This window comes from Mesorhizobium sp. M0676 (assembly GCF_040320535.1).
GTDB lineage: Bacteria > Pseudomonadota > Alphaproteobacteria > Rhizobiales > Rhizobiaceae > Mesorhizobium.
The window spans coordinates 215,088-240,854 of sequence record NZ_JAMYPU010000003.1 but is presented as its reverse complement, the minus strand read 5'-3'; the positions used below and the strand labels follow the sequence as shown (position 1 = coordinate 240,854).

The window sequence follows — 25,767 nt, the reverse complement described above, 5'->3', positions numbered from 1 at the left end:
AAAAGATTAAGGCGTATCACGTTGAAAACCCGGGAATTCTGCCGGCTCAACGCTTTCCAGTTCGCAATTTCGTTAATGCGTGTGGACAAGTGGTATTTTTTTGGTATTGTTCTTCCATCGGAGGGACAGGGATGGCCGAACCGCGCACCGAAGCGCTTCACAGCAATGCCGAGGGACTGGACATCCAGGCCCCGGACGCCATCCTTTCTTCTTTGGTCAATGCGCAGATCGAGGCCGCCAAGGCTGTGCGCGACGCCATTCCCGCCATCGCCGCCGCAGCCGAAATCATCGCCGGGCGGCTGAACGGCGGCGGCAAGCTCGCCTATGCTGCGGCCGGCAGCTCCGGCCTGATGGCGCTGGCCGACGCGCTGGAGTTGCCCGGCACCTTCGGCATCAAGCGCGAACGCATCGCCATCCTCATCGCCGGTGGCGACGACGCTTTCAAGACCCTGGCCGGCGGACCGGAAGACGACACCGACGAAGCCTCGACGGCAATTGCCGGCGCCGGCATCGGCAAGGGCGACTGCCTGATCGCGATTTCGGCCAGCGGCTTGACGCCCTATGCGGTGCAGGCGCTGAAGGATGCGCGCAGCCGGGGCGCGGCAACCATCGCCATTGCCAACAACAAGGACACGCCCCTGCTCAGGCTGGCCGACGTCGCCATCCTGCTCGAGACGCCACCGGAGGTGATTGCCGGCTCGACGCGCATGGGCGCCGGCACTGCCCAGAAGATCGCGCTCAACATGCTGTCGACGCTTACCGCCATTCATCTCGGCCATGTCCATGACGGCTACATGGTCAATCTCACCGCCGACAACATCAAGCTGCGCGACCGCGCGGCTCGCATCGTCGCCGCTATCAGCGGCCGCGACCGGCAAGACGCCGTGCGGCTGCTCGAAGCGAGCGGCGGCGTCGTCAAGACAGCCATTCTGCTCGCCGCCGGCGCTGCCAACGCCGTTGCGGCCGAGAAGATACTGGAAGGGACCGGCCAGAAGCTGCGGCCAGCCCTTTCCGCGATCGAGGGGAACAAGGGCGCGAAGGCCCCTGTTCTCAAAACCGAACCTGAAAAAGGTCAACAGGGAGACTAGCATGACAACGAAATTACTGACGGCACTGCTTCTCGGCACCGGCATTCTCGGCACCGCCGGGTTGGCTCACGCCGATGACGTAACGCTCAATATCGAAAGCTGGCGCGGCGACGACCTTGCCATCTGGAAGGACAAGCTGATCCCGGCTTTTGAGGCCAAGAACCCGGGCATCAAAGTGGTGTTCGCACCGTCGGCGCCGACCGAGTATGACGCCGCACTCGGCGCCAAGCTCGCCGCCGGCTCGGCTGGCGACCTGATCACCTGCCGCCCGTTCGACAAATCGCTCGAACTGTTCAAGAAGGGCAACCTTGCCGACCTGTCGGCGCTGCCCGGCATGGAAAACTTTTCGCCCGTTGCCAAGGCCGCCTGGCAGACCGACGACGGCAAGGCGAGCTTCTGCGTGCCGATGGCCTCGGTCATTCACGGCTTCATCTACAACAAGGACGCCTTCGACAAGCTCGGCCTCAAGGTGCCGACGACGCGTGACGAGTTCTTCGCCGCGCTCGACAAGATCAAGGCCGACGGCACCTACATCCCGATGGCCATGGGCACCAAGGACCTCTGGGAAGCCGCGACCATGGGCTATCAGAACATCGGTCCGAACTACTGGAAGGGCGAAGAGGGCCGCGCAGCGCTGATCAAGGGCGACCAGAAGCTGACCGACAAGGACTGGGTTGCTCCCTATGAGGAACTGGCCAGGTGGAAGCCTTATCTCGGCGACGGCTTCGAGGCCCAGACCTATCCGGACAGCCAGAACCTGTTCACGCTTGGCCGCGCCGCCATCTACCCGGCGGGATCGTGGGAGATCGGCCTGTTCAACACCCAGGCGCAGTTCAAGATGGGCGCCTTCCCGCCGCCGGTCGAGAAGGCCGGCGACACCTGCTACATCTCCGACCATACCGATATCGGCATGGGCCTGAATGCGGCGTCGAAGAATGCCGACGCGGCCAAGACCTTCCTGTCCTGGGTCGCCTCGCCGGACTTCGCCACCATCTACGCCAACGCACTGCCGGGCTTCTTCAGCCTGAATTCCACCCCGGTGAAGATGGAAGACCCGCTGGCGCAGGAATTCGTCTCCTGGCGCGACAAGTGCAAGTCGACGATCCGCTCGACCTACCAGATCCTGTCGCGCGGCACGCCGAACCTCGAGAACGAAACCTGGGTTGAATCGGCCAACGTCATCAATGGCACCGACACGCCGGAAGCTGCCGCCAAGAAGCTGCAGGACGGCCTCGACAGCTGGTACAAGCCGGGCAAATAAGAGCTCAGACAACAGACAGGGCCCCAAGTGGACGGCCCTGCGTTTTTCGACAGCATCATCGACTGCGAACGACGGCGCCGCCCCTCATCCGCCTGCCGGCACCTTCTCCCCGTATAGTGACGGGGAGAAGGATCAGCGAAACGCAGGCGCCCCCTCTCCCCGTCCTTCACGGGGAGAGCGTGAGGGTGAGCGCTGCCGTCGAAGGCATTGCTAAACCTGATCGGCGGGGACCGCACTCATGGCCGCACAAACACGACCGAAACGACCGTTCCGCTGGCATATCGGCGTCTTCCTGGCGCCGGCGCTGCTGGTCTATACGGCGATCATGATCCTGCCGCTGGCCGGCACCTTGCAGCTGTCGCTGTTCCGCAATGTCGATCAGCATCAGGTGTTCGTCGGTTTCACTAATTTCCGTACGTTGTTCGGCGACCCCAACTGGTCGGTCGGCTTCTGGAACGCGCTGCGGAACAATACCTGGTTCTTCATCATCCACATGGTGGTGCAGAACCCGATCGGTGTCATGCTGGCGGCATTGCTGTCCAGCCCGAGGCTGAGATTCGCCGCCTTCTACCGCACCGCGATCTTCGTGCCGACCATCCTGTCCTTCGTCATCGTCGGTTTCGCCTGGAAACTGATCCTGTCGCCGTTGTGGGGCGTGGCGCCGCATCTGATGGATCTGGTCGGCCTGAAAAGCCTGTTCACGCCGTGGCTCGGCAAAGAACAATATGCCCTGACCGCGCTCAGCCTGATCTCGGTCTGGCAGTTCGTCGGCATTCCGATGATGCTGATCTATGCGGCGCTGCTGTCGATCCCCGAAGAGGTGATCGAGGCGGCCGAATGCGACGGCATCACCGGCATGTCGCAGTTCTGGAAGATCAAGCTGCCGCTGATCCTGCCCTCGATCGGCATCATCTCGATCCTGACCTTCGTCGGCAATTTCAACGCCTTCGACCTGATCTACACCGCGCAAGGGGCGCTGGCCGGCCCGAACTATTCGACCGATATTCTGGGCACCTTCCTCTACCGCGCCTTCTTCGGCTTCCAACTGCAGACCGGCGACCCCAATATGGGCGCGGCAATCGCCACGATGATGTTCCTGATCATCCTCGGCGGCGTCTGCGTCTACCTGTTCCTCGTCCAGACGCGCCTGCGTCGCTACCAGTTTTAGAGGGGCGAAATGTCGAGCTTGAACACCCCCCTCTGGCCTGCCGGCCATCTCCCCCGCAAGGGGGGAGATTGGCAGCTCTGGCCTTGCCGCTCGTCTTGCAACGTTGGCGATTGGCGAAAGCAGTCGCGGCATCTGATCTCCCCCCTTGCGGGGGAGATGTCCGGCAGGACAGAGGGGGGTGCCTTGGTGCCGACCTCCACAGTCATCGCTCGTCAGGAGACCTTCCAATGAGCACCGCCGCTCGTTCGGCGCCCCGCACCATCGGCGCCCACGCGATCCTGCTGACCTACACGGCGATCGCGCTGTTTCCGGTGATCCTGGTCATCATGAATTCGTTCAAGTCCCGCGCCGGCATCTTCAGCGAACCGCTGACGCCGCCGACGCCAAAGACCTTCGACCTGATCGGCTATACCACCGTGATCGGGCAGGGCGACTTCATCCACTATTTTCAGAACAGCCTCGTCGTCACCGTCGCCTCGCTGTTCTTCGTGCTTCTGTTCGGCGCGATGGCGGCGTTCGCGCTGTCGGAATACCGCTTTCGCGGCAACACGCTGATGGGGCTGTATCTCGCGCTCGGCATCATGATCCCGATCCGGTTGGGCACCGTCGCCATCCTGCAATTGATGGTGGCGAGCGGGCTGGTCAACACGCTGACGGCGCTGATCCTTGTCTACACCGCGCAAGGCCTGCCGCTCGCCGTCTTCATCCTGTCAGAATTCATGAAGCAGGTGTCGGACGATCTGAAGAATGCCGGCCGCATCGACGGGCTGTCGGAATACACGATCTTCTTTCGGCTGGTGCTGCCGCTGGTGCGGCCGTCGATGGCGACGGTCGCCGTCTTCACCATGATCCCGATCTGGAACGATCTGTGGTTCCCGCTGATCCTGGCGCCGTCAGAAGAGACCAAGACGGTGACGCTCGGCGCGCAGTTGTTCCTCGGCCAGTTCGTCACCAACTGGAACGCCATCCTGGCCGCACTCTCGCTGGCGATCATGCCGGTGCTGACCCTCTACGTCATCTTCTCGCGGCAGCTGATCCGCGGCATCACATCCGGAGCCGTCAAGTGAGCGGAGCCCTACAAATCTCTGCTGGAGCCTTCACCCCACCCGGCGCTGCGCGCCGACCTCCCCATCAAGGGGAGGTAAAAGGTCGTGGCTTCATTCACGACCGCAAAAGGGCGACTTTCGGAGAAGCTTCTTTGGCAGTGAGGGTGTTCGCGCCAACGTCCTACCTCCCCTCGATGGGGAGGTCGGCGCGAAGCGCCGGGTGGGGTGACACCCTCTCAGAAGGAACAACTGGAACATCTGGAGTAGTTAGGTGACCTCTAAATCGCCCCTTCGCGTCGTCGTCGCAGGCCTCGGTAATATGGGGCGTAGCCATGCGCTGGCCTACCACACTAATCCGGGCTTCGAGATCGCGGCCCTGATCAACCGCTCCGACGTGCCGTTACCGGACGGGCTGTCGGGCTATGGCATCAGGCGCTCCTTCGACGACGCGTTGCGCGATGAAAAGCCGGATGTCGCCTGCATCGCCACCTATTCCGACAGCCATGCCGACTATGCGGTGAAGGCATTCGAGGCGGGCTGCCATGTCTTTGTCGAAAAGCCGCTGGCAACGACGGTCGCCGACGCCAAGCGCGTCGTCGCCGCGGCCAAGGCCAACGGCAGGAAACTGGTGATCGGCTATATCCTTCGCCATCACCCGTCCTGGGTCCGGCTGATCGCCAAGGCGCGCAAGCTCGGTGGCCCTTACGTTTTCCGCATGAACCTCAACCAGCAATCGTCAGGCCCGACCTGGCAGACGCACAAGCAGTTGATGCAGACGACGTCGCCGATCGTCGATTGCGGCGTGCACTATCTCGACGTGATGCTGCAGATCACCGACGCCAGGCCGGTCGAGGTGCGCGGCATGGGGCTGCGGCTGACCGAGGAAATCGCGCCGACAATGTACAATTACGGCCATCTCCAGGTGCTGTTCGACGACGGCTCGGTCGGCTGGTACGAGGCGGCTTGGGGCCCGATGATCTCGGAGACAGCGTTCTTCGTGAAGGACGTGATTTCGCCCAATGGCTGCGTGTCGATCGTCATGAAGGAAGGTGTGAAGTCGGACGACATCGACACCCACACCAAGACCTCGACCATCCGCCTGCACAGTGCGGCGACCGGCGCGGACGGCAAGTTCGCCAGGCCGGACGAGATGCTGTCCATGGAAGGCGAACCCGGCCACCAGGACCTCTGTGACCTCGAACAGGCCTTCGTGCTGAAGGCGATCCGGGAAGACATTGACCTGACCCGCCACATGGACGACGCGGTGAAATCGCTCGCCGTCTGCCTTGCCGCCGATGAGAGCGTGCGCAGCGGCGCCCCAGTTAAGCTCTAGTAGGGCAAACTCTAGAACAAGGACGAAGCCGTGGGCTCGCTGGTAATCGAGAATGTGAAGAAGGCCTTCGGGCCGGTCGAGGTGCTGAAAGGCATCAACCTCGAAGTGACCGACGGCGAATTCGTCGTCTTCGTCGGCCCATCTGGCTGCGGCAAGTCAACCTTGCTCAGGGTCATCGCCGGGCTGGAGGTTTCGACCTCCGGCAGGGTGGTGATCGACGGCGCCGATGTCTCGGCCACGCCGCCGGCAAAACGCGGCATCGCCATGGTGTTCCAGACCTATGCCTTGTACCCGCATCTGACGGTGAAGAACAATATGGGCCTTGGCCTCAAGCAGGCCGGCACACCCGCCCCGGAGATCGAACGCCGCATCGGCGTCGCCTCGTCGATGCTGTCGCTCGAACCCTATCTCGAGCGGCGGCCGGCGGAGCTGTCGGGCGGCCAGCGTCAGCGCGTCGCCATCGGCCGCGCCGTGGTGCGCGAACCAAAACTGTTTCTGTTCGACGAGCCGCTATCGAACCTCGATGCAGCACTGCGCGTCAACACGCGGCTGGAGATCGCGCAGCTGCACCGGCGGTTGAAGGCGACGATGATCTATGTCACCCACGACCAGGTCGAGGCGATGACGCTGGCCGACAAGATAGTGGTGCTCAACGCCGGCCAGATCGAGCAGATCGGCGGGCCGATGGAGCTCTACAATTCGCCGGCAAACGAATTCGTCGCCGGCTTCATCGGCTCACCGAAGATGAACTTCATCGACGGCGCGCGGCTGGGCGAGACCGCCAAGACCATTGGCGTGCGGCCGGAGCATCTGACCGTCGATCCGAAGTCCGGCGCCTGGAAGGGAACGGTGGTGCACGCCGAGCATCTCGGCGCCGACACCAACCTCTATCTCGACTGCGAAAAGGCCGGGCTGATCACGGTGCGCATTTTCGGTGTCTACGACGCCGAGCCCGGTGCGACGCTGTATGCAACGCCCGAGCCGGGTAAGACATACCGGTTTGGGGCGGACGGCAAGACGATCAAGTAATCCTTCGGCGATAGCAACCACGGCGATCACACCTCGCCGAGCAGCACCGCGCCATGGATCGCCGCCTGCCAGCCCAGGGCCGCCCAGCGTATGTCCAGAGGCTCTACAACAAGCGAATGCGGCAGGCTGTCCGCGATGCGCTGCTTGAGCGTCTGGCGGGGATAGGACTTCATGTCGACGATACCGCCGCCGATCAGGATCGTCTGCGGGGAAAACAGGGCGGCTGCGGTTGCGACGGCCACCGCCTGCTGCCAGACGATTTTGTCGAGCCATTCGCGCAGCGATGGCGGCTGCCCGGCCGCCGAAAACAGATCGGCCACCGGGATATCGTAGTCTGTCGCGAGTTCGACAAGCGTTGCCCCTGAGGCGTAGGTCTCGACCCGGTTTGGCGGTCCGCTTTCGTCAGGCCGGTAGATCGGCATATGGCCGATTTCCAGCGCCCAGCCGCCGCCCCTGAAAATGCCGTCCTTGCCGAGATAGGCCGCACCGATGCCGGTGCCGAGATAGACCGCCAGCACCTCCTTTTGCCGCTTCACCGCGCCGGCAACGCTTTCGCCCAGCAATTGCAGCACGACGTCGCGTTCGAGCCGCACGGGAACGCGGAGCCGCGATGCCAGTTCCGTACCCAGCCGGATACCGTTCAGTTCGGGAATGTTGGCCGTGTGCAGCACCGTGTCGAAGTCGCGGTCGATGAACCCAGGCACCGTCGCAACGACCCGTGCAGGTTTGAGCCCGGCATCGCGGCAGGCTGCGGTGACCGCATCGGCCAACCCCGCCACAGGCGCGCCCTTGCGCAGTTGCGCGGTCGGGTAGGTGCGGGCGAAATCCACCGGGTGGCCGCGATCGGCAAAGCCAACCTTGACCGACGTGCCGCCGATCTCGACCACGGCGATGGTCTCATCCGTCGTTTTGTCGGTCATGCGAGCGGTTCCAGGAATTCCGAAAGACAGGCGCGGAATTCCAGCCGGTAGGCGGCGCGATCCTGCGATTTGGCTGTGATGGTGCAAAGCCGGGCCGACGGAATGAGTCCGGCCAGCGTCTGTGCGTCGTCCAGTCGATGGACGAGGTCATGGTCATGGCCGATGACAAGAGTCGGCACCGCGATAGCGCGGATGTCCGCCTCGCTCACGCCGGGACCATCGCCGGCGATCGCCGAAAGCAGCCTGCCGAACAGAACCGGGTCCGGGCGAGTGAAGAAGCCTTGCAGGCTGCCGAGATTGTCCGGCGCCAATCTGGCCAGTTCGCCGGCAACAGCGCTGTCATCGAACAGACGCCTGGCGTCTTGGGGCGAATGCCGCATCAAGAGATCGCCGACCACGGCATAGGGCCTCATATTGGCCGGTGCAGCCTGGGATACCCACGCAGGCCGGGCGAGCACCAGCGCCCGCACCCGCGCCGGCCTGTGCACCGCCAGGCGAAGCGCCAGCGCCGCGCCCATCGAGATGCCGCCGACGACGGCCGGGCCGAGGCCGAGATCGTCGGCCAGTGCATCGACGTCCTCGGCAAACGTCGCGATCGAAAGCTGCTCGACAGGCCCGTAGCCGGATCCGCCCTGGCCACGGCATTCGAGCGTCACGCGCCGCGTCACCGGCAGATCGGGAAACACGTCGGCCACCTGCGCCTCATCGCCGCCCAGCCCATGCTGGAAGATGACGGGAAGGCCCGTGCCGACCTCCCGGTAGGCAAGGTCGACGCCATCTCGGCTGAAGGTCTTTTTCACGTGTCGTCGCTCGCTTCCAGGACATTGCGCAGGAACGCGCCGACGCCGGGCGCCTCGGCCTCTGTCAGGCCATGCGTGATCAGGGGGCCGTCGAACCCGGCGGCTCTTAGGCAGCCGATGAAATGCGGGAAATCGACGACGCCCTGTCCGGCGGCGACAAAACTGCCATCGGCATTGCGGTCCTTGGCATGGGCCATGCCGATCTCCGCAGCCAGCAGATCGACGGCCTCGTCGATCAGGCGGTGACGCTCCGCGTTGTCCGCCACTTCGAATAGATTGGCCGGGTCGAGCACAATGCGCAGCCGCGCGCTGTTCATCTCGTCGAGCAGCCGGCGTGCGGCCCGGGCGCTGGAGAGGACATTGGCCAGTTCCGGTTCGATGCCAAGCTCGATGTCGAAGCGCTCGGCAATCGCGATCGCCGCTTCCATCTCCGTCCGCAGATCGCTCCATGCCGCCTCGCTTGCATTGTCGGGATGCCAGCGCCACTGATCCTGCGCATCCCTTGTGCCGGTGCACAGCGTAATCAGTCGCGTGCCCATATCGGCGCATGAGGCGGCGAGCACCTCGAGCCGGGCAAGACCTGACACACGAACCGTGCGATCCGGGTGGATCATGTTGTAGGTTCCCGAAACCGCCGCAATCGAAACGCCGGTTTCACCGCTCGCCTCAGCGACGGACCGGGCCGCGCCGAGCTCAATGCTGTCCGGCATCGACGGCAGTCCAAGGCACGCCATGTTGAACTGCGCCGCCGTGTAGCCGCCGTCCGCGACCGCGCGCAGCACCGGCAAGGCGCCGGTGGTGGCGAAGGTCTTGGCGAAAATCCCAAGCTGCATCACACCACCCCGTCGACATCGGCGAGCCGGACGGCGCGGCCGCCGGCAGCGGCCGAGCGGGCGATGGCAGCCATGCCCCTGACCGATGCGATGCCGTCCTCGATGCCGGCGCCGATCATCGGCGCGCCATTCAGCACGACATCGGCAAAGCCTTCGAGCTGCCGGCGATAGAAGTGGCCATCCGCGCCAAGCGTGCGGTGCCAACTGCCATCGGCCTCGCGGAAAATGTCGACCTCGCTGCTCTTGTAGTACCAGGGGTTATGGGTCTTCGCGAGAACGCTGCCGTTCTGGCCATAGATCTGGAACCCTTCGTGCCAGTCCATGCGCACGGCGACCGTCAGGTCCAGATGGCCGATCGTGCCGTCGGCGAAGATGGTGGTGATGAACCAGCAATAGGCGCCATAGCGCTCGGTGAGCCGGGCCTCCACCGCTTCGATCGGCCCATGCAGATGGCGCGCCGTATCGAGGAGATGGCTGCCATGCGCCAGCATATAATACTGGCGCAGATCCGCCTTGGGATTGACGGCAGGCTTGCGCGCCTTGGCGCTGGTGATGATCAGCGGCTGCACCGCATCGGTCATCGGGTAGCGGTGAGTGCTGTCGCAGTACCAGCCCTTGAACGCCAGCCGCTCGCCCATCTCGTCGTTGACGAAAGCTTTGGCCGCCTCGATGCCGGGATCGAAGCGTTTCATATGGCCGACCTGGAGCACCTTGCCGCTCTTGTCGAGCGCGGCCCGCAAACCTTCGACCTCCTCGACCGAAACGCCCAGCGGCTTTTCGCAAAGCACATGCTTGCCGGCATCGAGCGCCAGTTCCGCGGCCTTGACGTGAAAAATGTCCGATGTCGCGATGATGACGGCATCGAGATCGGGATCGGCCAGCATCAGGCCGTAGTCGGCATATGATTTTTCGGGCGCGTAGGTCGCGGCCATCCTGTCGCGCAGATCGTCGGCGACATCGCAGATGGCATGGAGATCGGCATTGCGTGCCTTGGTGCAGGATTCGAAATGCGCCGCCTGCGCAATCGGACCGCAGCCGAGCACGCCGACACGCAGCCGCTCTTCGTCTTTGCGAGGCATGGAATCTCTCCTGATTAGCGCGCGGCGAGGCCGCGAAGTTGAAATTGCGGATCGCCCGACAAAGCTGCCTGATGCAGCAGACAGGCAGCGCCCAATGCCGGACCGTCGGCGCCGACGCGCGACAGTTCGACTGTGGGAACCGGATAACCTTCAGCCAGGAAGTCCGAGAGGAAAGCTTCCACCTGTTTGGCTACAAAGGGATAAACCGCATTGACCGAGCCGGAGAGGATGATGCGCTCCGGCTGCAAGGTGCAGGCAAGTGTCGCCAGCCCGCGACCGAACCAGAGCGCCCAGTCGCGCGCCGTGGCAACGGCTGGCGGATCGCCGTCGGCCAATGCCGCCACAAACTCATGCAGGCCGACGCGCAGTCCGCTTATGTGCAAATAGCGAGCCAGCAACGCATCCTTGCCGACATAGGATTCCAGCCGCCCCGGGCGCTTCGCGTCGAAGACAAAACCTTCGTCGCCAATGCGAAGATGACCGATTTCGCCGGCGCCGCCGAGCTGGCCGCGATGCAGCCTGCCGGCATTGATGATGCCGCCGCCAACGCCGTTCTCGATCAGGATGACCAGAGCATCCTCGTCGTCGTTTCCTGGCCGCGACCGGTATGTCTCGGCCACCGCCACGGCATTGGCATCGTTTTCCAAGAGGATTGGAAAGTCCGCGCCAAAGGCAGTGCGCAAAAGCTCCGCCAGATTGACCCCGTGCCAGCCAAGAATGGTGGCATGGTATGAAATCCCGTCGGCGGCGGGGAAGCCGGGCACGGCGACATTGAGCCCGTAGGGGCGCGTGCCCGCAGGCAATTGTGAGCGGATCTCGGCGACGAGTTCCCCGATGATGTCGACCGCGGCTTCGGGCGTGCTACCGGGGCCGGCAAATGCCCTAGAGGCGCTCGCACGCCGCGCGCCGGCAAGGTCGACAGTCACGACTGCGATCCAGTTGACGCCGATATAAGCGCCAAGGAAGAAGCCGCCATTGCCGTCGATCTCGACCAGGATACCGGGACGGCCGACCCGACCCTCGCTATCCTGCTCGTCATCCGCTCCATCCGACCGCTCGCGCGCCAGACCGGCTTCCGTCAGCCCCAGCACCAGGGCGCCGGTGGTCGACCGGGTCAGGCCGAGATCGCGTGCGAGCGCCGCTCGGCTCAACGCGCCGGCACGAAACAGCGCCGCAAGTGCCCGCGTTTCGTTCGGCCGAAGATCGGTCGACACCAGCACGTCGTTCTCCACAATTTGTTTGATTGGCATACTAATAGAATATCTAGGCGGTTTGAAAGGCCTAACGTTGGGTGTATTGCACCAAATTATTTAGCATCCGCAAGCCATTGACCCAAGTTTCAAACGATGATTTGTATCAGAAACTGACAAATTGGCATGGGAGGATGCGATGCCGGTTCTAGCGCGTTTCGAACACATCGTGAAGGATTTCGGCGCCGTCCGCGCGCTGGACAACCTCTCGCTCGACATCAATGAGGGCCAGGTTCTCGGCCTGATGGGCGACAATGGCGCCGGCAAATCGACGCTGGTCAAAACCATCGCCGGAAATTTTCAGCCGACGTCCGGCACCCCCCAAGCCTGTCCTCCGGCCGGATCGGCCGGGGGACATCTCTTCGAAGGCAGGCTTGCAGTTGGGCCGGCCCGCTTCGCAATCAGAGACTGCCTGTGTCCCTCCAGCAGGCGATCAGATGACCGTCGCCGGCCTGCCTGACGGGTGGTTGCGCCTTTCGGCAATCGGGCAGCGCGACAGGACAGCGGGCGGCAAAGGAGCATCCGGAGGTCTCGGCATCGTGTGCCGCGACGTCGAGCTGAGCCGGAGCCTTCGGCGCCGTCTCATCCGAGGACGCGGCCAGAAGCAGCTTCGTGTAGGGGTGGTTGGGGCCACGGAAAATCTGCTCGGATGAGCCGGTCTCGACCAGCCGGCCGCGATAAAGCACGCCGATCCGGTCGGCCATATAGCGCACCACCCTTAGGTCGTGGCTGATGAACAGATAGGTGGTGTCCTTGTCGCGCTGCAGGTCGTTGAGCAAATTGAGCACGGTCGCCTGCACGGAAACGTCGAGCGCAGAGGTCGGCTCGTCCAACACCACGAGCTTCGGCACGCCGGCAAAGGCGCGCGCAATCGCCGCCCGTTGGCGCTGGCCACCAGACAGCGATCTCGGCTTCTGGTCGATGGTCGTAGCGGCAAGACGAACCGAGGCCAGCAGATCGCCGACACGCTGCTTCACCTCGCTGCGGCTAAAGCCGGCGAGCCGCCGCAGCGGACGGCCGAGGATCCTGCCGATCCGCTGGCGCGGATTGAGCGTGCGGTCGGGTGACTGGAACACCATCTGCACGTCGCGCCGTTCGCTCAGGCTTCTTTTCTCGACGCGCGGCGCGACAGTGCTGCCGAACAGCTCGACCGACCCAGCGTCCGGCGTCTGGAGGCCAGTCACGATCCTTGCCAATGTCGACTTGCCGGAGCCGGATTCGCCGATCAGCCCGAACGTCTCGCCCTGGGCTATCTCCAGGTCGATATCGTGCAGGACGGCCTGAGAGCCGAAGGCGTGGCTGATGCCTTTGCAGGCGACGGCGATCGGACGTGCGGCTTCCGGTTGATCGCTGCGGACAGGCTTCGACGGGCCGGTTGTGTGCATCTCGGCCAGCCTGCCGTCGCGCTTGGTGAAGTTGAGCGCCGGGATCGAGGCGATCAGCGCCTTGGTGTACGCGTGAACAGGGTTCTCGAAGACATCGTTGGCGATGCCGCTTTCGACGACGGTCCCCGACTGCATCACGGCCACCCGATCGCAGGCCCGGCGGACCATGTTGATGTCATGGCTGATCAGCAGAACGCTGGTTTTGTGATCGCGGCGCAAATCCTGCAGGATGGCGACGATCTCGGACTGGACGCTGGCGTCAAGCGCCGTCGTCGGCTCGTCCAGCACCAGCAGCGACGGGTCGAGCGCAATGGCAATCGCGATGTTGGCGCGCTGCTGCATGCCGCCCGACAATTCGTGCGGATAGAGATCGAGCACCCGTTCCGGATTGCTCACCCTGACGCGGCCAAGCAGCTCGGCGGCGCGGGTGCGTGCTTCGTCCTGCCGAACCGGGCGATGCCGCATGATCGTTTCGGTGATCTGCCGGCCGATCGTCATGGCCGGATTGAGTGCGGCGCCCGGATGCTGGTAGACAGCGGCGATGCGGTCACCCCTTAGCCGGCGAAGCTGCTCGCTGGAAAGATCGCGGATCTCGCGGCCCTGGAATTCGAGCGCCGACGCGGCGATCCGGGCGTTACTCGGCAGATAGCGCAGAATAGCGAGAGCCACCGAGCTCTTGCCCGATCCGGACTCGCCGACAAGGCCGAGCGCTTCGCCTTCGCCGATGGCGAGCGACACGCCGTTGACGGCCGGATGCGATCCCCGGCGTCCATCATAGGCGACGGTGAGCTGCTCGACGTTCAGAACCGATGACGACATGTCTTGCTGAAACCACTTTCTTCCGGCGCGGTCTTCGAGGGCAATCGCTTCCGCTTTCGCGCCGCACAATCTCTATAAAATTACTCGAATTAAGCTGGAGCGCAATCTACCTTTGACCGCTCAGGAGAGATTGTCGCAGCCGGTCGAGGCATCGCGACGGTCGCCTGAAGCAGTTCTGCAAGGAGACCGGCATGGCACGCGACCACATGATCCTCAGCGCGTTTTTCTTCAATCCGCAGGGCGATCATCGCATGTCGTGGCGCCATCCGCGCGCGCCGGGCCGCGAAGTGCTCGACTTCGACTTCTACCGCGATCTCGTCCAGTCTGCCGAGCGCGCCAGGATCGATACGATCTTCGTCGCCGACCATGTCGCGATCTGGGATTCCGTACAGAGCGGCGTAGCCCATTACGCCAATGCCCGCCTGGAACCGCTGACGCTGTTGTCGGCGCTTGCCGGCGTGACCAGGCATATCGGCCTCATCACCACCGCCTCGAGCTCCTACAGCGAGCCCTACAATGTCGCCCGCATGTTTGCCTCGCTCGACCATATCAGCAAGGGCAGGGCGTCTTGGAATGTGGTGACGTCGGCCATGGACGAGGAGGCCCGCAATTTCGGCCGCGACGGCAATATCGAGCACGCCTTTCGCTATGAGCGCGCCACCGAATTCCTCGATATCGTCAAGGCACTGTGGGACAGCTGGGAAGACGAAGCCCTGCTTATCGACAAGGCATCGGGCTATTTCGCCGATCCCGACAAGGTCCATGCGATCAACCACAAGGGCCCGCACTTCAAGGTGCGCGGACCGCTCAATGTCTCGCGCCCGCCGCAGGGCCATCCGCTGATCGTCCAGGCCGGCTCGTCCGAAGACGGCAAGAATTTCGCTACCGCGCATGCCGATGCGCACTTTGCCATCTACAGCACCAAGGAAGACGGCATCAAATATAGGCAGGACATCAACGAGCGCCTCGCCCGTTACGGCCGCAAGCCCGAGAGCTTCAAGATCCTGCCGGGCATCCTGCCGATCGTCGCAGCTTCCGAAGCGGAGGGACGCGAGCGGCAGGAGTATCTGCAGAGCTTGCTTCCCGATAGGGTCGGCATCGACCTTCTCTCGAGCTGGAGCGGCGTCGATCTCTCCGTATATCCGCCGGACGGCCCGCTGCCGCCGCTGCCGGACGAGAGCACCTTCAATGGCGGCCGCACCTCGCTCAATCGCGTCAAGGAATGGTCGAAGCAGAACCTCACTCTGCGCGAGATCGCTCGTAAGCTCGCCAACAGCGGTTCGGTGCCGACTGTCGTCGGTACGCCCATACAGATCGCCGACCAGCTGCAGGACTGGTTCGAGGCAGGTGCCGCCGACGGCTTCAACTTGATGTTCCCGCTGCTGCCGGAGGACTGGGTGAATTTTGCCGAGCAGGTCGTGCCGGAACTGCAGCGCCGCGGCGTATTCCCAACCGAATACGCGCCGGGAACGCTGCGCGACCGCTTCGGCCTGGCGCGGCCGGCCAACCGCTTTGCCGAACAGCGCGACAATGCGCGCGCCGTATCCTGACTTGGGGCAACTGATATGACCGCAGCGCCAAAACTTCAGCCCCGCGAAGCCACGGCTCCGCAGCTCATCAATGTTCTGCACAGCCCCAAGCGCATTCGGGTCAAATTCGCCGGCCGCACCATCGCCGACAGCCGCAACGTCCTGGTGCTGCGCTCCAACCATTTTCTGCCGATCTATTTCTTCCCGGCCTCCTCGGTGGACCGCTCGCTCTTGAAGCCGTCCGAGCATCGCCAGCCGCATCCAGTCGGCGGCGAAACCACCTATTGGGACCTGGAGACGGGATCGAAAGCTTCTCCCAATGCGGCCTGGTCGTTTGTCGCGCCGCCGGATGAAAGCCTGTCGCCACTGGCCGGCCGCATCGCCTTCACCTGGAAAGCGGTCGACCAATGGTTCGAGGAGGAGGAAGAAGTCTTCGTCCACGCCCGCGACCCATACGCCCGCATCGACGCTCTGCAGAGTTCAAGCCATGTCCAGATCTGGTTCGACGGCGAAGTGATCGCCGACAGCCATCGCCCGGTGCTGCTGTTCGAAACGCATCTGCCGACGCGTTTCTATTTGCATCCGGACGATGTCAGGCTCGACCGTCTGGTCGACTCGGAGAGCACGACGCGCTGTCCCTACAAGGGCATCGCCTCCTACTGGTCGGGCCGGCGCGCCGACGGCTCGGTGAGCCCTGATATCGCCTGGAGCTACCGCGATCCCATTGCCGAAATGCCCAAGATCAAGTGCCTCATCGCCTTCTACCCGCAAGCCGTCGACCGCATCCATCTCGACGGCGAACCCGTCGCCTAACATCCATCAGTCATTTCAGACAGGGGTTTCAGAATGACCAACTGCAACGATATCGAGCTTCGCAATCTTTCCGGCGATATCTGGAATGTCGCCGTCGACGAACACCAGGCCGGCTTCCTCAAGCGCCGCGATCTCCTGAAATACGCAGCCTTGATCGGCCTCACAGGCTTTGCCGCCTCGCAGGGACTTGTTGGTTTCGGCACGGCGCGCGCTGCCGGCGCCGGCGGCACGGTCCGCGTTGGGCTCGGACAGCCGACCAAGGCGATCGATCCCGTCTCCATCACCGATCCGGCCAGCATCGGCGTCATCAGCCAGGTCGGCGAATATCTCATCCTCGACGATCCCAAGGACGGTCTGCAGCCCAAGCTCGCTCTGTCGTGGGAGGCCGACGAGACCGCCAGCCGCTGGACCTTCAAATTGCGGCCGGGCGTGAAATTCCACGACGGCCGCACCGTCACCGCCAAGGATGTGGTGGCGAGCTTCGAGCGGCTGGTCGATCCGGCCAGCGGTTCGTCCGCTTTGTCGGCCTATAAGGGCATCCTGTCCAAGGGCGGCGCCAAGGTCGTCGACGACCAGACAGTCGCCTTCGATCTCGACGGGCCCAACAGCAACTTCCCCTTCTATGTCTCGTCCGACGTCTACAATGCCGTCATCCTGCCGGCCGACTATGCCGCCGATTTCGAGAAGAATTTCAACGGCACCGGCCCGTTCAAGCTCGAATCCTTCCGCCCCAAGCAGGGCGCCAGCTTCGTGCGCAACCCTGACTATTGGGGCGACAAGGCGCTGCCCGACCGCGTCGAAATCAAGTTCTTCGACGAAGAGCAGGCGCAGGTGCTGGCGCTGCAGGCCGGCCAGCTCGACGTCATCCCGAGCACGACCCGGCTGGAATTGGCGATCGAGGGCAATCCCAACTTCAAGCTGCTCAGCGTGCAGGCAAGTTCGCATGACGAGGTGCATCTGCGGACCGACCAGGCGCCGTTCACCGACAAGCGCATTCGCCGCGCCTTGGCGCTCACCATTGACCGCGAGGCGGTGGTCAAGGGCTTGCTCAAGGGCCGCGCCATCGTCGGTAACGACACCCCGTTCGCGCCGATCTTCCCCTCGGCCGATCCGTCGGTGCCGCAGCGCAAGCAGGACATCGCCGAGGCCAAGCGCCTGCTTGGCGAAGCCGGCGTGCCGAACGGCTTCCCGGTGACGCTGACCACCGAGCGCGCCTATGACATTCCCGATTATGCCGTGCTGATCCAGAATTTTGCCAAGAAGGCCGGCATCGACATCAAGCTCAACGTGCTGCCGCAGGACGCCTATTATGGCTCGGCGAAGTTCGGCTCGTCGCCATGGCTCGATTCCAATCTCGGCATTACCGATTTTGGCCATCGCGGCACGCCCGACATCTTCCTCAACGCGACGCTGAAGAGTTCGGGCGCCTGGAATGCGGCGCATTTCAACAACCCGGCCTATGACGGGCTGCTGCTCGAATACGGCAAGGCCCGCGACCTTCAGGCGCAACGCCTTGCCGCGAGCAAGATCCAGACCTTGCTGCTGGACGAGACGCCGCTGATCATCAGCTACTTCTCGCAATACAGCCGCATCGTCTCGTCGAAGGTCGAGGGCGTCCGCTTCACGGCGATCTCGCATCTGCTGCTCGACCGCGTGACGTTCGCCCAGGCATGATTGCGAGACGTCCAGCCACTCCGGGCACTAAAATCCGATGCTGACCGGCCGCACTGTGTCGGTGCGGGCAGCCTCGCTTCTGCTCACGCTGTGGCTGGTCAGCGTGCTGGTGTTCTTCGCCGGGCAGGTTCTGCCCGGCGATGTCGGTCGCCTCATGCTCGGGCCGTTCGCCGATGCCGAGGCCGTCGCGGCGCTGAACAGGCAGCTCGGCGCCGACCAGCCGGTGCTCGTGCAATACTGGCACTGGTTCAGCAGCGTGCTGTCAGGCGATTTCGGCACCTCCCTGTCGCTGCGTCTGCCGGTGGCGCCCTTCGTTCTGGAAAGCCTCAAGCGCTCGGCGGCCCTTGCCGGAATTATCCTCGTCTTTCTGCTGCCGCTGGGCATCGGCGCCGGCATCGTCGCCGGTCTCAACCAGGGCCGCTTTATCGACCGCCTGATCGTACTCGCCGGCGTGTCCTTCGGCATTGTCCCGGACTTCGTCTCCGGCCTGCTGTTGCTCATCGTCTTCGGCCTGTGGCTGAACTGGTTCCCGATCACCGGCGCTGCTCCCGATGGCGCCGGGCTCTGGGTCAGTGGCTATTACCTGATCCTGCCGGCGCTGCCGCTGGTGCTGAACCTTGCCGGCTACATCGCCCGCATGACGCGGGCCGGCGTGATCGAGGCGCTGGCCGCCGACTATACACGCACCGCCGTCCTGAAGGGCCTCGAGCGTCGCGAGATACTCATCCGGCACGTGCTGCGTAATGCGCTGACGCCGACCATCGCCGTGCTGGCGACGCAGACCGGTTACATGCTGGGTGGTCTGGTGGTCATCGAAGCCCTGTTCGGCATACAGGGCCTCGGCAACCTTGTCCTCAACGCCGCCAAGGCGCGCGATTTCCCGATGCTCGAAGCCGGCGTGCTGGTCATGGCGACCATCTTCGTGCTGTCGGCCGCGGCAGGCGATCTCGTGAATGCCTTGCTCGATCCGCGGCAGCGCCGCCGTGTGTCGCCATGATGGAACTGATGGAATTGCCGGAGCGCCGTACGCTGGGCTGGCGGGCAGCAAGTCGCATCCGCGAGACCGTTTCGCAGCTGCCGCCCTCTGTCATCATCGGCTCGCTGATCCTGCTGTTCTGGGTCGGCTGCGCCGTGTTCGGCAGCCTGTTTGTGCCCTACGATCCCTATGCCGAGGATTTCCTCGCCATGCTGGCGCCGCCTGATGCCGCGCACTGGTTCGGCACCGACCAACTTGGCCGCGACGTGCTGTCGCGCATCGTCGTCGGCTCGCGTGACATCCTGCTGGTCGCGCCGGCAGCAACACTGCTCGGCGTTGCCGCCGGCAGCGTGCTTGGCCTCGTGCTCGGCTATTTCGACGGGCTGATCGACGCCATCGGCGCCAGGCTGCTCGACACGCTGATGGCCTTTCCCTTCATCGTTCTCGTCACCATGACGCTGGTCGCGCTTGGGCCATCGAACCTCACCGTCATCCTTGTGATCGGCATCGCCTATGCCCCGCTGGTGGCACGGACGGTGCGTGCCGCCGTGCGCGAGCAGCGCGAACGCGACTATGTCAGCGCCGCTCGTCTCGGCGGCGAGAGCGCTCTTTCCATCATGTTCCTCGAGATCCTGCCTAATGTCAGGGAAACCATCCTCATCGAGCTGGTCACAAGGCTTGGCTACGCCTTCTTTTCGATCGCCACGCTGAGCTTCCTCGGCCTCGGCATCCAGCCTCCCTCAGCCGATTGGGGACTGGCGGTCGCCGACGGCTACGGCTTCCTGACCGGCGGCAAATGGTGGGTGGTGATCTTCAACTCCGCAGCCATCGTTTCGCTTGTCATGGCAACCAATCTGATCGCGCAAGGCATGGGGGCCTTCGAAAACAGCGACCGGTGAAGAGCGGAACGCTCAGCAAAGCTGACGCGCAATCGCGGACCGTGCGCTAAAATCGTTCCTCGTGATTCGGCTCTGACAGGGCCTCAAAGCAAGGAACGGCATGAGCAAGGCCCTCATTACATTCGCATTGGTCGCGGTGCTCACCGCATTGCTCATGGCGCTCAGCCTGGCGGTGGCCAGGCACGGCTATCCCTATGGCGCGATCGGCGTGAGGCGGCTGGACGGCATTGCCGATGCCGGCTCGTTCCTGCCGCTCGCCGCCGTCTATTTTTTCGGCGCCATGCTGATGATGATCCTGCCGATCCGCGCCGCCGGCATCGTCTTGACCCATGCTGCGGATGCGCTGTTCTGGGCGGTGATTGCCCTGTTCGCCACAATTGTCGGCTGTCTCGTCGCCCGCTGGGCTTTCGGCCAGAGCAGCGTGCTGTGGGCGCTCCTGAACTGGCGTTTCCTGTTCGCCGCGGCCATCGTTGGCAGCCATTTCACCATGAACGAGCTGCGCCGCAACATCCTGCTCAGGAGCCTGTTCTTCGTCATCTTCGCCGCGGCGACGCTGGCTTGCCTGTTCTGGACTTTTCCGACCTGACAGGGCCGCTTTATATTGTCCATCTTGAGGTCGCGGCTTTCATAGCCGCGCGCCATCGGCTATCCAGTCCGCAGCTAGATTTCAGCCCTCACAGTGTCGTCATTTGTCTGATAAATGATTCAGGCATACGGCACCCCCAGCGAACCAATACAAGGAAACCGCGACATGAGCCTGTTTCGTAAAAATCTGATCGATGGCGAGTGGGTAGGCGAGGCCGGCTCGCGCAACATCAATCCCTCGAACACTGGCGATGTCGTTGGCGAATATGCCTCGGCCGGCGCCGAACAGGCAAAGCAGGCCATAGCGGCGGCCAAAGCCGCCTTCCCGGCCTGGTCGCGCTCCGCGCCGCTGGTGCGCCACGCCGTGCTGAAAAAGGCCTCGGACGAGATCATGGCGCGCAAGGACGAGATCGGCCGCGCGCTGTCGCGCGAGGAGGGCAAGACGCTGGCCGAGGGCATTGGCGAGACCATCCGCGCCGCCCAGATCTTCGACTTCTTCGCCGGCGAGACGCTGCGCCTGTCGGGTGAATTGGTGCCCAGCGTTCGCCCGGGCGTCGGCGTCGAGATCACCCGCGAAGCCGTCGGCGTCGTCGGCATTATCACGCCGTGGAATTTCCCCATCGCCATTCCCACCTGGAAAATCGCGCCGGCACTCACGCATGGCAACACCATCGTCTTTAAGCCGGCCGAACTCGTCCCCGAAAGCGCCTGGACCATTGTCGACATCCTGCACCGCGCCGGCCTGCCGAAAGGCGTGCTCAACCTGGTCATGGGCAAGGGCTCGGTGGTCGGCCAGGCCATGCTCGACAGCCCCGACCTCAACGCCATCACCTTCACCGGCTCGGTCGGCACCGGCAAACGCGTCGCCGCGGCAAGCGTCGAGCACATGCGCAAGTTCCAGCTCGAAATGGGCGGCAAGAACCCGATGGTTGTGCTCGACGACGCCGACCTCGCCACGGCTGTCGAGTGCGCCATCAACGGCGCCTATTTCTCGACCGGCCAGCGCTGCACGGCATCGTCGCGCCTGGTGGTGACCGAAGGCATTCACGACCGCTTCGTTGCCGCGCTCAAGGAGCGCCTGGAAAAGCTCGTCATCGGCGATGCGCTCGATGCCAAGACCCAGATCGGGCCCGTCGTCGATGCGAGCCAGCTGAAGCAGGACGAGGACTATATCGCCATCGGCAGCCAGGAAGGCGCCAACCTCGCCTTCGGCGGCGAGCGGCTGGACCGCGAAACACCCGGCTTCTATCTCAGGCCGGCGCTGTTCACCGAGAGCACCAACGCCATGCGCATTTCGCGGGAAGAAATCTTCGGGCCGGTCGCCAACGTCATTCGCGTCAAGGACTATGACGAGGCGCTTGCGGTTGCCAATGACACCCCCTTCGGCCTGACCTCCGGCATCTGCACCTCTAGCCTCAAGCATGCCACGCATTTCCGGCGCAATTCCGAGGCCGGCATGGTGATGGTCAATCTGCCGACCGCCGGCGTCGACTTCCACGTCCCGTTCGGCGGCCGCAAGGGCTCGAGCTACGGCCCACGCGAGCAGGGCCGCTATGCCGCGGAATTCTACACCACGGTGAAGACAGCCTACACATTTGCCGGCTGATCGACGGGTGACCCGATGACAGCGGCGAAAAAGGAACTGACCTGGCTCAACCCGCCGCCGCATCATGCCTTCGGCGATGGCATCGTGCATGTGCGCACCGGCGGGGAAACCGACTTCTGGCGCGAAACCTTTTACGGTTTCTGGCGTGACAATGGCCATTTCCTGTATCGGCCGGTCGAGGGTGACTTCAGCGCCGAAGTCACCGTCAAGGGCGACTACAAGGTGCTCTACGACCAGGCCGGGCTGATGCTGCGGCTGAGTGAAACGCACTGGATCAAGGCCGGCATCGAATACACCGACGGGCTGGCTTACTTTTCGGTGGTGGTCACCAACGACACCTCGGACTGGTCGCTGCTCAGCATTCCCACCGGCCCCGACGGCGTGCGCATCCGGCTGACCCGCCATGCCGAGGCGATCCGCATCCAATATCTTGATACCACCGACGGCAAGTGGAAGCCGGTGCGGCTGGCTTATTTCCCGATCTCCAAATCCGTCGATGTCGGCATGATGTGCTGCTCGCCGCAGCGCGAAGGGTTTGAGGTAACATTCTCCGGCTTTACTGTCGGCCTGCCGATTTCCAGGCAATTGCACGACTGACGGCCATGTCGATGGCGGACTAACCGTCTGCCCGATGCTGGAAGAACTGCAAAAACAGCTCCCGTTCGGTGGTTATGTCGAGCTTCTCGTAGATGCGGCGGCGGTGGTTCTTCACCGTGCCGACGGCGATGCCGAGCCGTTCCGCGATGTTGGCGGTCGGATGTCCTGCCAGGATCAACTGCACCAATTCCCGCTCGCGCAGCGACAGCTCCGGCCATAGGCTCGCCGGGATGGTCGGCTCCTGCCGGGGCGAGGCGCCGGGGCCGGTCGGCGCCGATGTGCGGGAGAATTCCGTCCCCCGCGCCTCAATGTCGAGTGCATGCAGCGCCTCGAACACCGGCAGCCGCTCGTCCAGCAGGGCGATCTCGCTCTCCTTGAAGGTGGAGGTCGAGCGGTCGAGGAAGATGCCGAGGCACCAGTCGCCGCCATCGGCCAGCATGATGCCGACCTCATCGCAGATTTCCGACTGCGCCAGGAAGCCGGCTATGTACTGGCCGCGCTTGGCCTCGTCATCGGCAAGCCGCTTCAGCGGCAGGATGCCCAGCCGGCGTTCACGCCGCCACGAGGCATAGAACGGGTCGAAGACGTAGTAATTGTCGAGATAGCGCCGGACCATCTCGTCGGAGAAGCGCCGGTGCTTGATGAATTCCGGCGTCTTCGTCGCCGAATATCGGGTCACGGTGACGAGATCGTGCTCGATATCCGCGCCGATCAGGTCGATCAGGCAGTCGACATGCCTGTCCGTACCGGTGGCGGCAATCGCCCGGGCGAGCAGCCCCCAGATATTGCCCATGCGCATGCCCTTTTCTCGGCGATCCCGGTCCGGCAGTCATTGTGTCTTTTGGCATATGGCGCCAGGCCGCCCAAGGAATCTAGCTTGAGCCATCCTAGAGCAATCCTGAGGCGACCGTGACACAACCCAACCTCACCAGTCCCATCGTCGGCAATCCAATCGTCATCGGCATCGACGCCGGCGGCACCATGACCGACACGATCCTTGTCGACCAGGACGGCCACTTCAAGATCGGCAAGTCGGCAACCACGCCCAAGAACGAGGCCGAAGGCTTCCTCGCATCGGCCGAAGACGCGGCCGACGCCTGGGGCATCTCGCTGGAGCAGCTGTTCTCCGGCGTCCACGTCGTGCTCTATTCCGGCACCGGCATGCTCAACACGCTGTTGTCGCGCACCGGGCGCCGGCTTGGCCTGATCACCACCAAGGGCCTGGAAGACATGATCCTGATGGGCCGCGGCCTGCAGGCCTGGGCCGACTATTCCTATGCCGACCGGCTGCATGCGGTGACCCACCATCATCCCGATCCGCTGGTGCCGCGCCGCCGCACCCACGGCGTCACCGAGCGCATCGACCAGTTCGGCGACGTCGTGCTGCCGCTCTATGAGCATGAGGTCGCGATTGCAGCCAGGAAGCTGATTACCGGCAAGGTCGAAGCGATCTGCATCATGACCATCTTCTCGCACGTCAATCCGGTGCACGAAAAGCGCATCGCCGAGATCTGCCGCGAGGAGGTGCTGAAAGCCGGCGCCGACATCCTCGTCTACACCAGCCACGAGGTCCGCCCGGTCATCCGCGAACAGTCGCGGCTGAACTCGGTGCTGATCGAGGCCTACGCGACGTCGCGCGGCCGCAAGCAGCTCAAAGGCATCGAGGACGTCTCGAAGAAATACGGCTTCAAATACGGCGTGCAGACTTTGCTCTCCTTTGGCGGCCTGACCTCGATCAATCATCCGCGCCTGCACGAAACCATGATTTCGGGCCCGATCGGCGGTATTCTCGGCGCGGCCTATGTCGGCAAGCTCATCGGCAACGACTCCCTGATCTGCTCGGACATGGGCGGCACCTCCTTCGACATGGGCGTGATTTCGCGCGGCCAGGCGCGGATCGAGAACGAGCCGCTGATGGACCGTTTCAAGCTCAACGTGCCGACGTTGCATCTCGACACGATCGGCGCCGGCGCCGGCATGATCCTCAAGGTCGACCCGCTGACCAAGAAAGTCTCGCTCGGGCCGGAAAGCGCCGGTTCCGACCCCGGCCCCATCTGCTTCGCCAAGGGCGGCACTGAACCCACCATCGCCGATTGCGACGCCATACTAGGCCGCCTCAACCCGTATTATTTCCTCGGCGGCAAGGTCGTCTTGCAAGTCGAGAAGGCGCGCAAAGCGTTTGAGGAAAAATGCTCCAGCATCCTCGGCGTCGGGGTCGAGGAGGCGGCCGAAGGCATGATCGACATGCTGGAAGCCGATGCCAACAACGCGCTGCGCCGGGTCATTTCCGGCCAGGGCATCCATCCCTCGGAATTCACGCTGCTGTCCTATGGCGGCTCTGGTCCGCTGCATCTGGCCGGCTGCTCCAGGGGCATCGGCTTCAAGGACATCATCACCTTCCAGTTTGCCGCCGCCTTCTCGGCCTTCGGCTGCACCACCGCCGATTTCATGCGCCGGCACTCGGTGTCGACGCAGCACGACATCGGGGCGCGGGCCAGCGATGACGAATTGATGGCCTTCGGCAAGAAGGTCACCAATGTCTGGAACGACCTGACCAAGGCCGCGGTCGACGAAATGATCACCGACGGCCATATCAGAGACAAGATCAAGACCGTGCCGTTCCTGATGATGCGCTACACCGGCCAGCTCGAGGATGTCGAGGTCATGGCACCGCTTGCCGAGGTCAATTCGGCTGACGACATGCGTAGGGTCATCGACGAGTTCGAGGCGGTCTACGCCAAGGTCAACCATCGCGTTTCGCGCTATGGCGAAGCCGGCTTCACCATCACCGAGCTCGGATTGATCGCCACCGCCGACAAGGTCAAGCCGGTGCTCTTGAAGCGCCGGCTCGGCAAGTCGGCCCCGGCAGCAGCGCACAAGGGCGTGCGCGAGGCCTATATCGGGGGACGCTGGCACAAGGCCAATCTCTACGAGATGGACCTACTGCAGCCCGGCCATGAGGTGATCGGTCCGGCCATCATCGAACATCCCGCCACCACGCTCGTTGTTCACCCGCAGGACCGTGTCCACGTCGATGAGTGGACGCTGCTGCATTACACCCATTCTTGAAAGGGCAC

22 protein-coding genes and 1 pseudogene are annotated in these 25,767 nt (G+C 63.7%); 16 read left to right on the top strand and 7 right to left on the bottom strand.

Annotated features, from left to right (window positions below; translation table 11 throughout):
* The first annotated feature begins 131 nt into the window (after positions 1 to 131).
* From NKI35_RS05075 to NKI35_RS05050, 6 genes are all read left to right on the top strand, one after another.
* Positions 132 to 1,088, top strand: coding sequence for an N-acetylmuramic acid 6-phosphate etherase (locus NKI35_RS05075; protein WP_352738890.1), 957 nt, complete (start codon positions 132 to 134; stop codon positions 1,086 to 1,088).
* Between the two features lies 1 nt (position 1,089).
* The gene (locus NKI35_RS05070; RefSeq protein WP_023715540.1) at positions 1,090 to 2,349 is read left to right on the top strand and encodes an ABC transporter substrate-binding protein; all 1,260 of its coding nucleotides are present in this window, start codon (positions 1,090 to 1,092) and stop codon (positions 2,347 to 2,349) included.
* A 238-nt stretch (positions 2,350 to 2,587) separates the two neighbouring features.
* Positions 2,588 to 3,517 (top strand): carbohydrate ABC transporter permease, encoded by a 930-nt coding sequence (locus tag NKI35_RS05065; protein WP_023696936.1) that lies wholly within the window; start codon positions 2,588 to 2,590, stop codon positions 3,515 to 3,517.
* Positions 3,518 to 3,744: 227 nt separating this feature from the next.
* Entirely contained in the window at positions 3,745 to 4,584 is an 840-nt protein-coding gene (locus NKI35_RS05060; RefSeq protein ID WP_352738888.1) for a carbohydrate ABC transporter permease, read from the top strand.
* A gap of 250 nt (positions 4,585 to 4,834) precedes the next feature.
* Positions 4,835 to 5,896: a Gfo/Idh/MocA family protein gene (locus NKI35_RS05055; RefSeq protein WP_352738886.1), complete on the top strand. Its 1,062-nt coding sequence runs from the start codon at positions 4,835 to 4,837 to the stop codon at positions 5,894 to 5,896.
* 30 nt (positions 5,897 to 5,926) lie between these two features.
* Positions 5,927 to 6,925 (top strand): ABC transporter ATP-binding protein, encoded by a 999-nt coding sequence (locus NKI35_RS05050; RefSeq protein ID WP_352738884.1) that lies wholly within the window; start codon positions 5,927 to 5,929, stop codon positions 6,923 to 6,925.
* A 26-nt stretch (positions 6,926 to 6,951) separates the two neighbouring features.
* Here the strand turns inward: NKI35_RS05050 and NKI35_RS05045 are convergent, their stop codons facing one another.
* Genes NKI35_RS05045 through NKI35_RS05025 form a run of 5 tightly spaced genes read right to left on the bottom strand, consistent with a single transcriptional unit; the run spans position 6,952 to position 11,807 of the window.
* A complete protein-coding gene (locus NKI35_RS05045) occupies positions 6,952 to 7,845 on the bottom strand; it encodes an ROK family protein (RefSeq protein ID WP_352738881.1) in 894 nt (297 codons plus the stop codon).
* The gene (locus tag NKI35_RS05040) at positions 7,842 to 8,645 is read right to left on the bottom strand and encodes an alpha/beta fold hydrolase (protein ID WP_023668838.1); all 804 of its coding nucleotides are present in this window, start codon (positions 8,643 to 8,645) and stop codon (positions 7,842 to 7,844) included. The genes NKI35_RS05045 and NKI35_RS05040 overlap by 4 nt, the downstream gene beginning before the upstream one ends.
* Positions 8,642 to 9,478 carry a sugar phosphate isomerase/epimerase family protein gene (locus NKI35_RS05035; RefSeq protein ID WP_352738878.1) on the bottom strand — a complete coding sequence of 279 codons (837 nt, stop codon included), beginning with the start codon at positions 9,476 to 9,478 and terminating at the stop codon, positions 8,642 to 8,644. Before NKI35_RS05035 ends, NKI35_RS05040 begins: the two co-directional genes overlap by 4 nt.
* Entirely contained in the window at positions 9,478 to 10,557 is a 1,080-nt protein-coding gene (locus tag NKI35_RS05030; protein WP_352738876.1) for a Gfo/Idh/MocA family protein, read from the bottom strand. The genes NKI35_RS05035 and NKI35_RS05030 overlap by 1 nt, the downstream gene beginning before the upstream one ends.
* Before the next feature lie 14 nt (positions 10,558 to 10,571).
* Positions 10,572 to 11,807: an ROK family transcriptional regulator gene (locus NKI35_RS05025; protein ID WP_352738873.1), complete on the bottom strand. Its 1,236-nt coding sequence runs from the start codon at positions 11,805 to 11,807 to the stop codon at positions 10,572 to 10,574.
* Between the two features lie 139 nt (positions 11,808 to 11,946).
* Here NKI35_RS05025 and NKI35_RS05020 point away from each other — a divergent pair.
* Positions 11,947 to 12,126 (top strand): annotated as a pseudogene (locus tag NKI35_RS05020) (ATP-binding cassette domain-containing protein); the annotation flags it as partial.
* Between the two features lie 82 nt (positions 12,127 to 12,208).
* Here the strand turns inward: NKI35_RS05020 and NKI35_RS05015 are convergent.
* Complete coding sequence (locus NKI35_RS05015; RefSeq protein ID WP_352738871.1) at positions 12,209 to 14,011, bottom strand: dipeptide ABC transporter ATP-binding protein; 1,803 nt, start codon at positions 14,009 to 14,011, stop codon at positions 12,209 to 12,211.
* Between the two features lie 191 nt (positions 14,012 to 14,202).
* Here NKI35_RS05015 and NKI35_RS05010 point away from each other — a divergent pair, with 191 nt between their 5' ends.
* From NKI35_RS05010 to NKI35_RS04975, 8 genes are all read left to right on the top strand, one after another.
* Positions 14,203 to 15,561 (top strand): LLM class flavin-dependent oxidoreductase, encoded by a 1,359-nt coding sequence (locus NKI35_RS05010; protein WP_352738869.1) that lies wholly within the window; start codon positions 14,203 to 14,205, stop codon positions 15,559 to 15,561.
* Between the two features lie 15 nt (positions 15,562 to 15,576).
* Positions 15,577 to 16,353, top strand: a complete 777-nt coding sequence (locus NKI35_RS05005; protein WP_352738867.1) for a DUF427 domain-containing protein — start codon at positions 15,577 to 15,579, stop codon at positions 16,351 to 16,353.
* 33 nt (positions 16,354 to 16,386) lie between these two features.
* Positions 16,387 to 18,027 carry an ABC transporter substrate-binding protein gene (locus tag NKI35_RS05000; RefSeq protein WP_352738865.1) on the top strand — a complete coding sequence of 547 codons (1,641 nt, stop codon included), beginning with the start codon at positions 16,387 to 16,389 and terminating at the stop codon, positions 18,025 to 18,027.
* A gap of 37 nt (positions 18,028 to 18,064) precedes the next feature.
* Complete coding sequence (locus NKI35_RS04995; protein WP_352738863.1) at positions 18,065 to 19,024, top strand: ABC transporter permease; 960 nt, start codon at positions 18,065 to 18,067, stop codon at positions 19,022 to 19,024.
* Positions 19,021 to 19,902, top strand: coding sequence for an ABC transporter permease (locus NKI35_RS04990; protein WP_023694219.1), 882 nt, complete (start codon positions 19,021 to 19,023; stop codon positions 19,900 to 19,902). The genes NKI35_RS04995 and NKI35_RS04990 overlap by 4 nt, the downstream gene beginning before the upstream one ends.
* Before the next feature lie 100 nt (positions 19,903 to 20,002).
* Positions 20,003 to 20,488, top strand: coding sequence for a hypothetical protein (locus NKI35_RS04985; RefSeq protein WP_023694218.1), 486 nt, complete (start codon positions 20,003 to 20,005; stop codon positions 20,486 to 20,488).
* Positions 20,489 to 20,653: 165 nt separating this feature from the next.
* A complete protein-coding gene (locus NKI35_RS04980) occupies positions 20,654 to 22,093 on the top strand; it encodes an aldehyde dehydrogenase family protein (protein WP_023694217.1) in 1,440 nt (479 codons plus the stop codon).
* Positions 22,094 to 22,108: 15 nt separating this feature from the next.
* Positions 22,109 to 22,690: a DUF1349 domain-containing protein gene (locus NKI35_RS04975; protein WP_023831212.1), complete on the top strand. Its 582-nt coding sequence runs from the start codon at positions 22,109 to 22,111 to the stop codon at positions 22,688 to 22,690.
* A 19-nt stretch (positions 22,691 to 22,709) separates the two neighbouring features.
* On the opposite strand, the gene NKI35_RS04970 is transcribed toward NKI35_RS04975, so the two are convergent.
* Positions 22,710 to 23,489, bottom strand: a complete 780-nt coding sequence (locus tag NKI35_RS04970) for a helix-turn-helix transcriptional regulator (protein ID WP_352738860.1) — start codon at positions 23,487 to 23,489, stop codon at positions 22,710 to 22,712.
* 110 nt (positions 23,490 to 23,599) lie between these two features.
* Between NKI35_RS04970 and NKI35_RS04965 the strand changes: the two genes are divergently transcribed.
* Positions 23,600 to 25,759, top strand: coding sequence for a hydantoinase/oxoprolinase family protein (locus tag NKI35_RS04965; RefSeq protein WP_352738857.1), 2,160 nt, complete (start codon positions 23,600 to 23,602; stop codon positions 25,757 to 25,759).
* Positions 25,760 to 25,767: the final 8 nt, after the last annotated feature.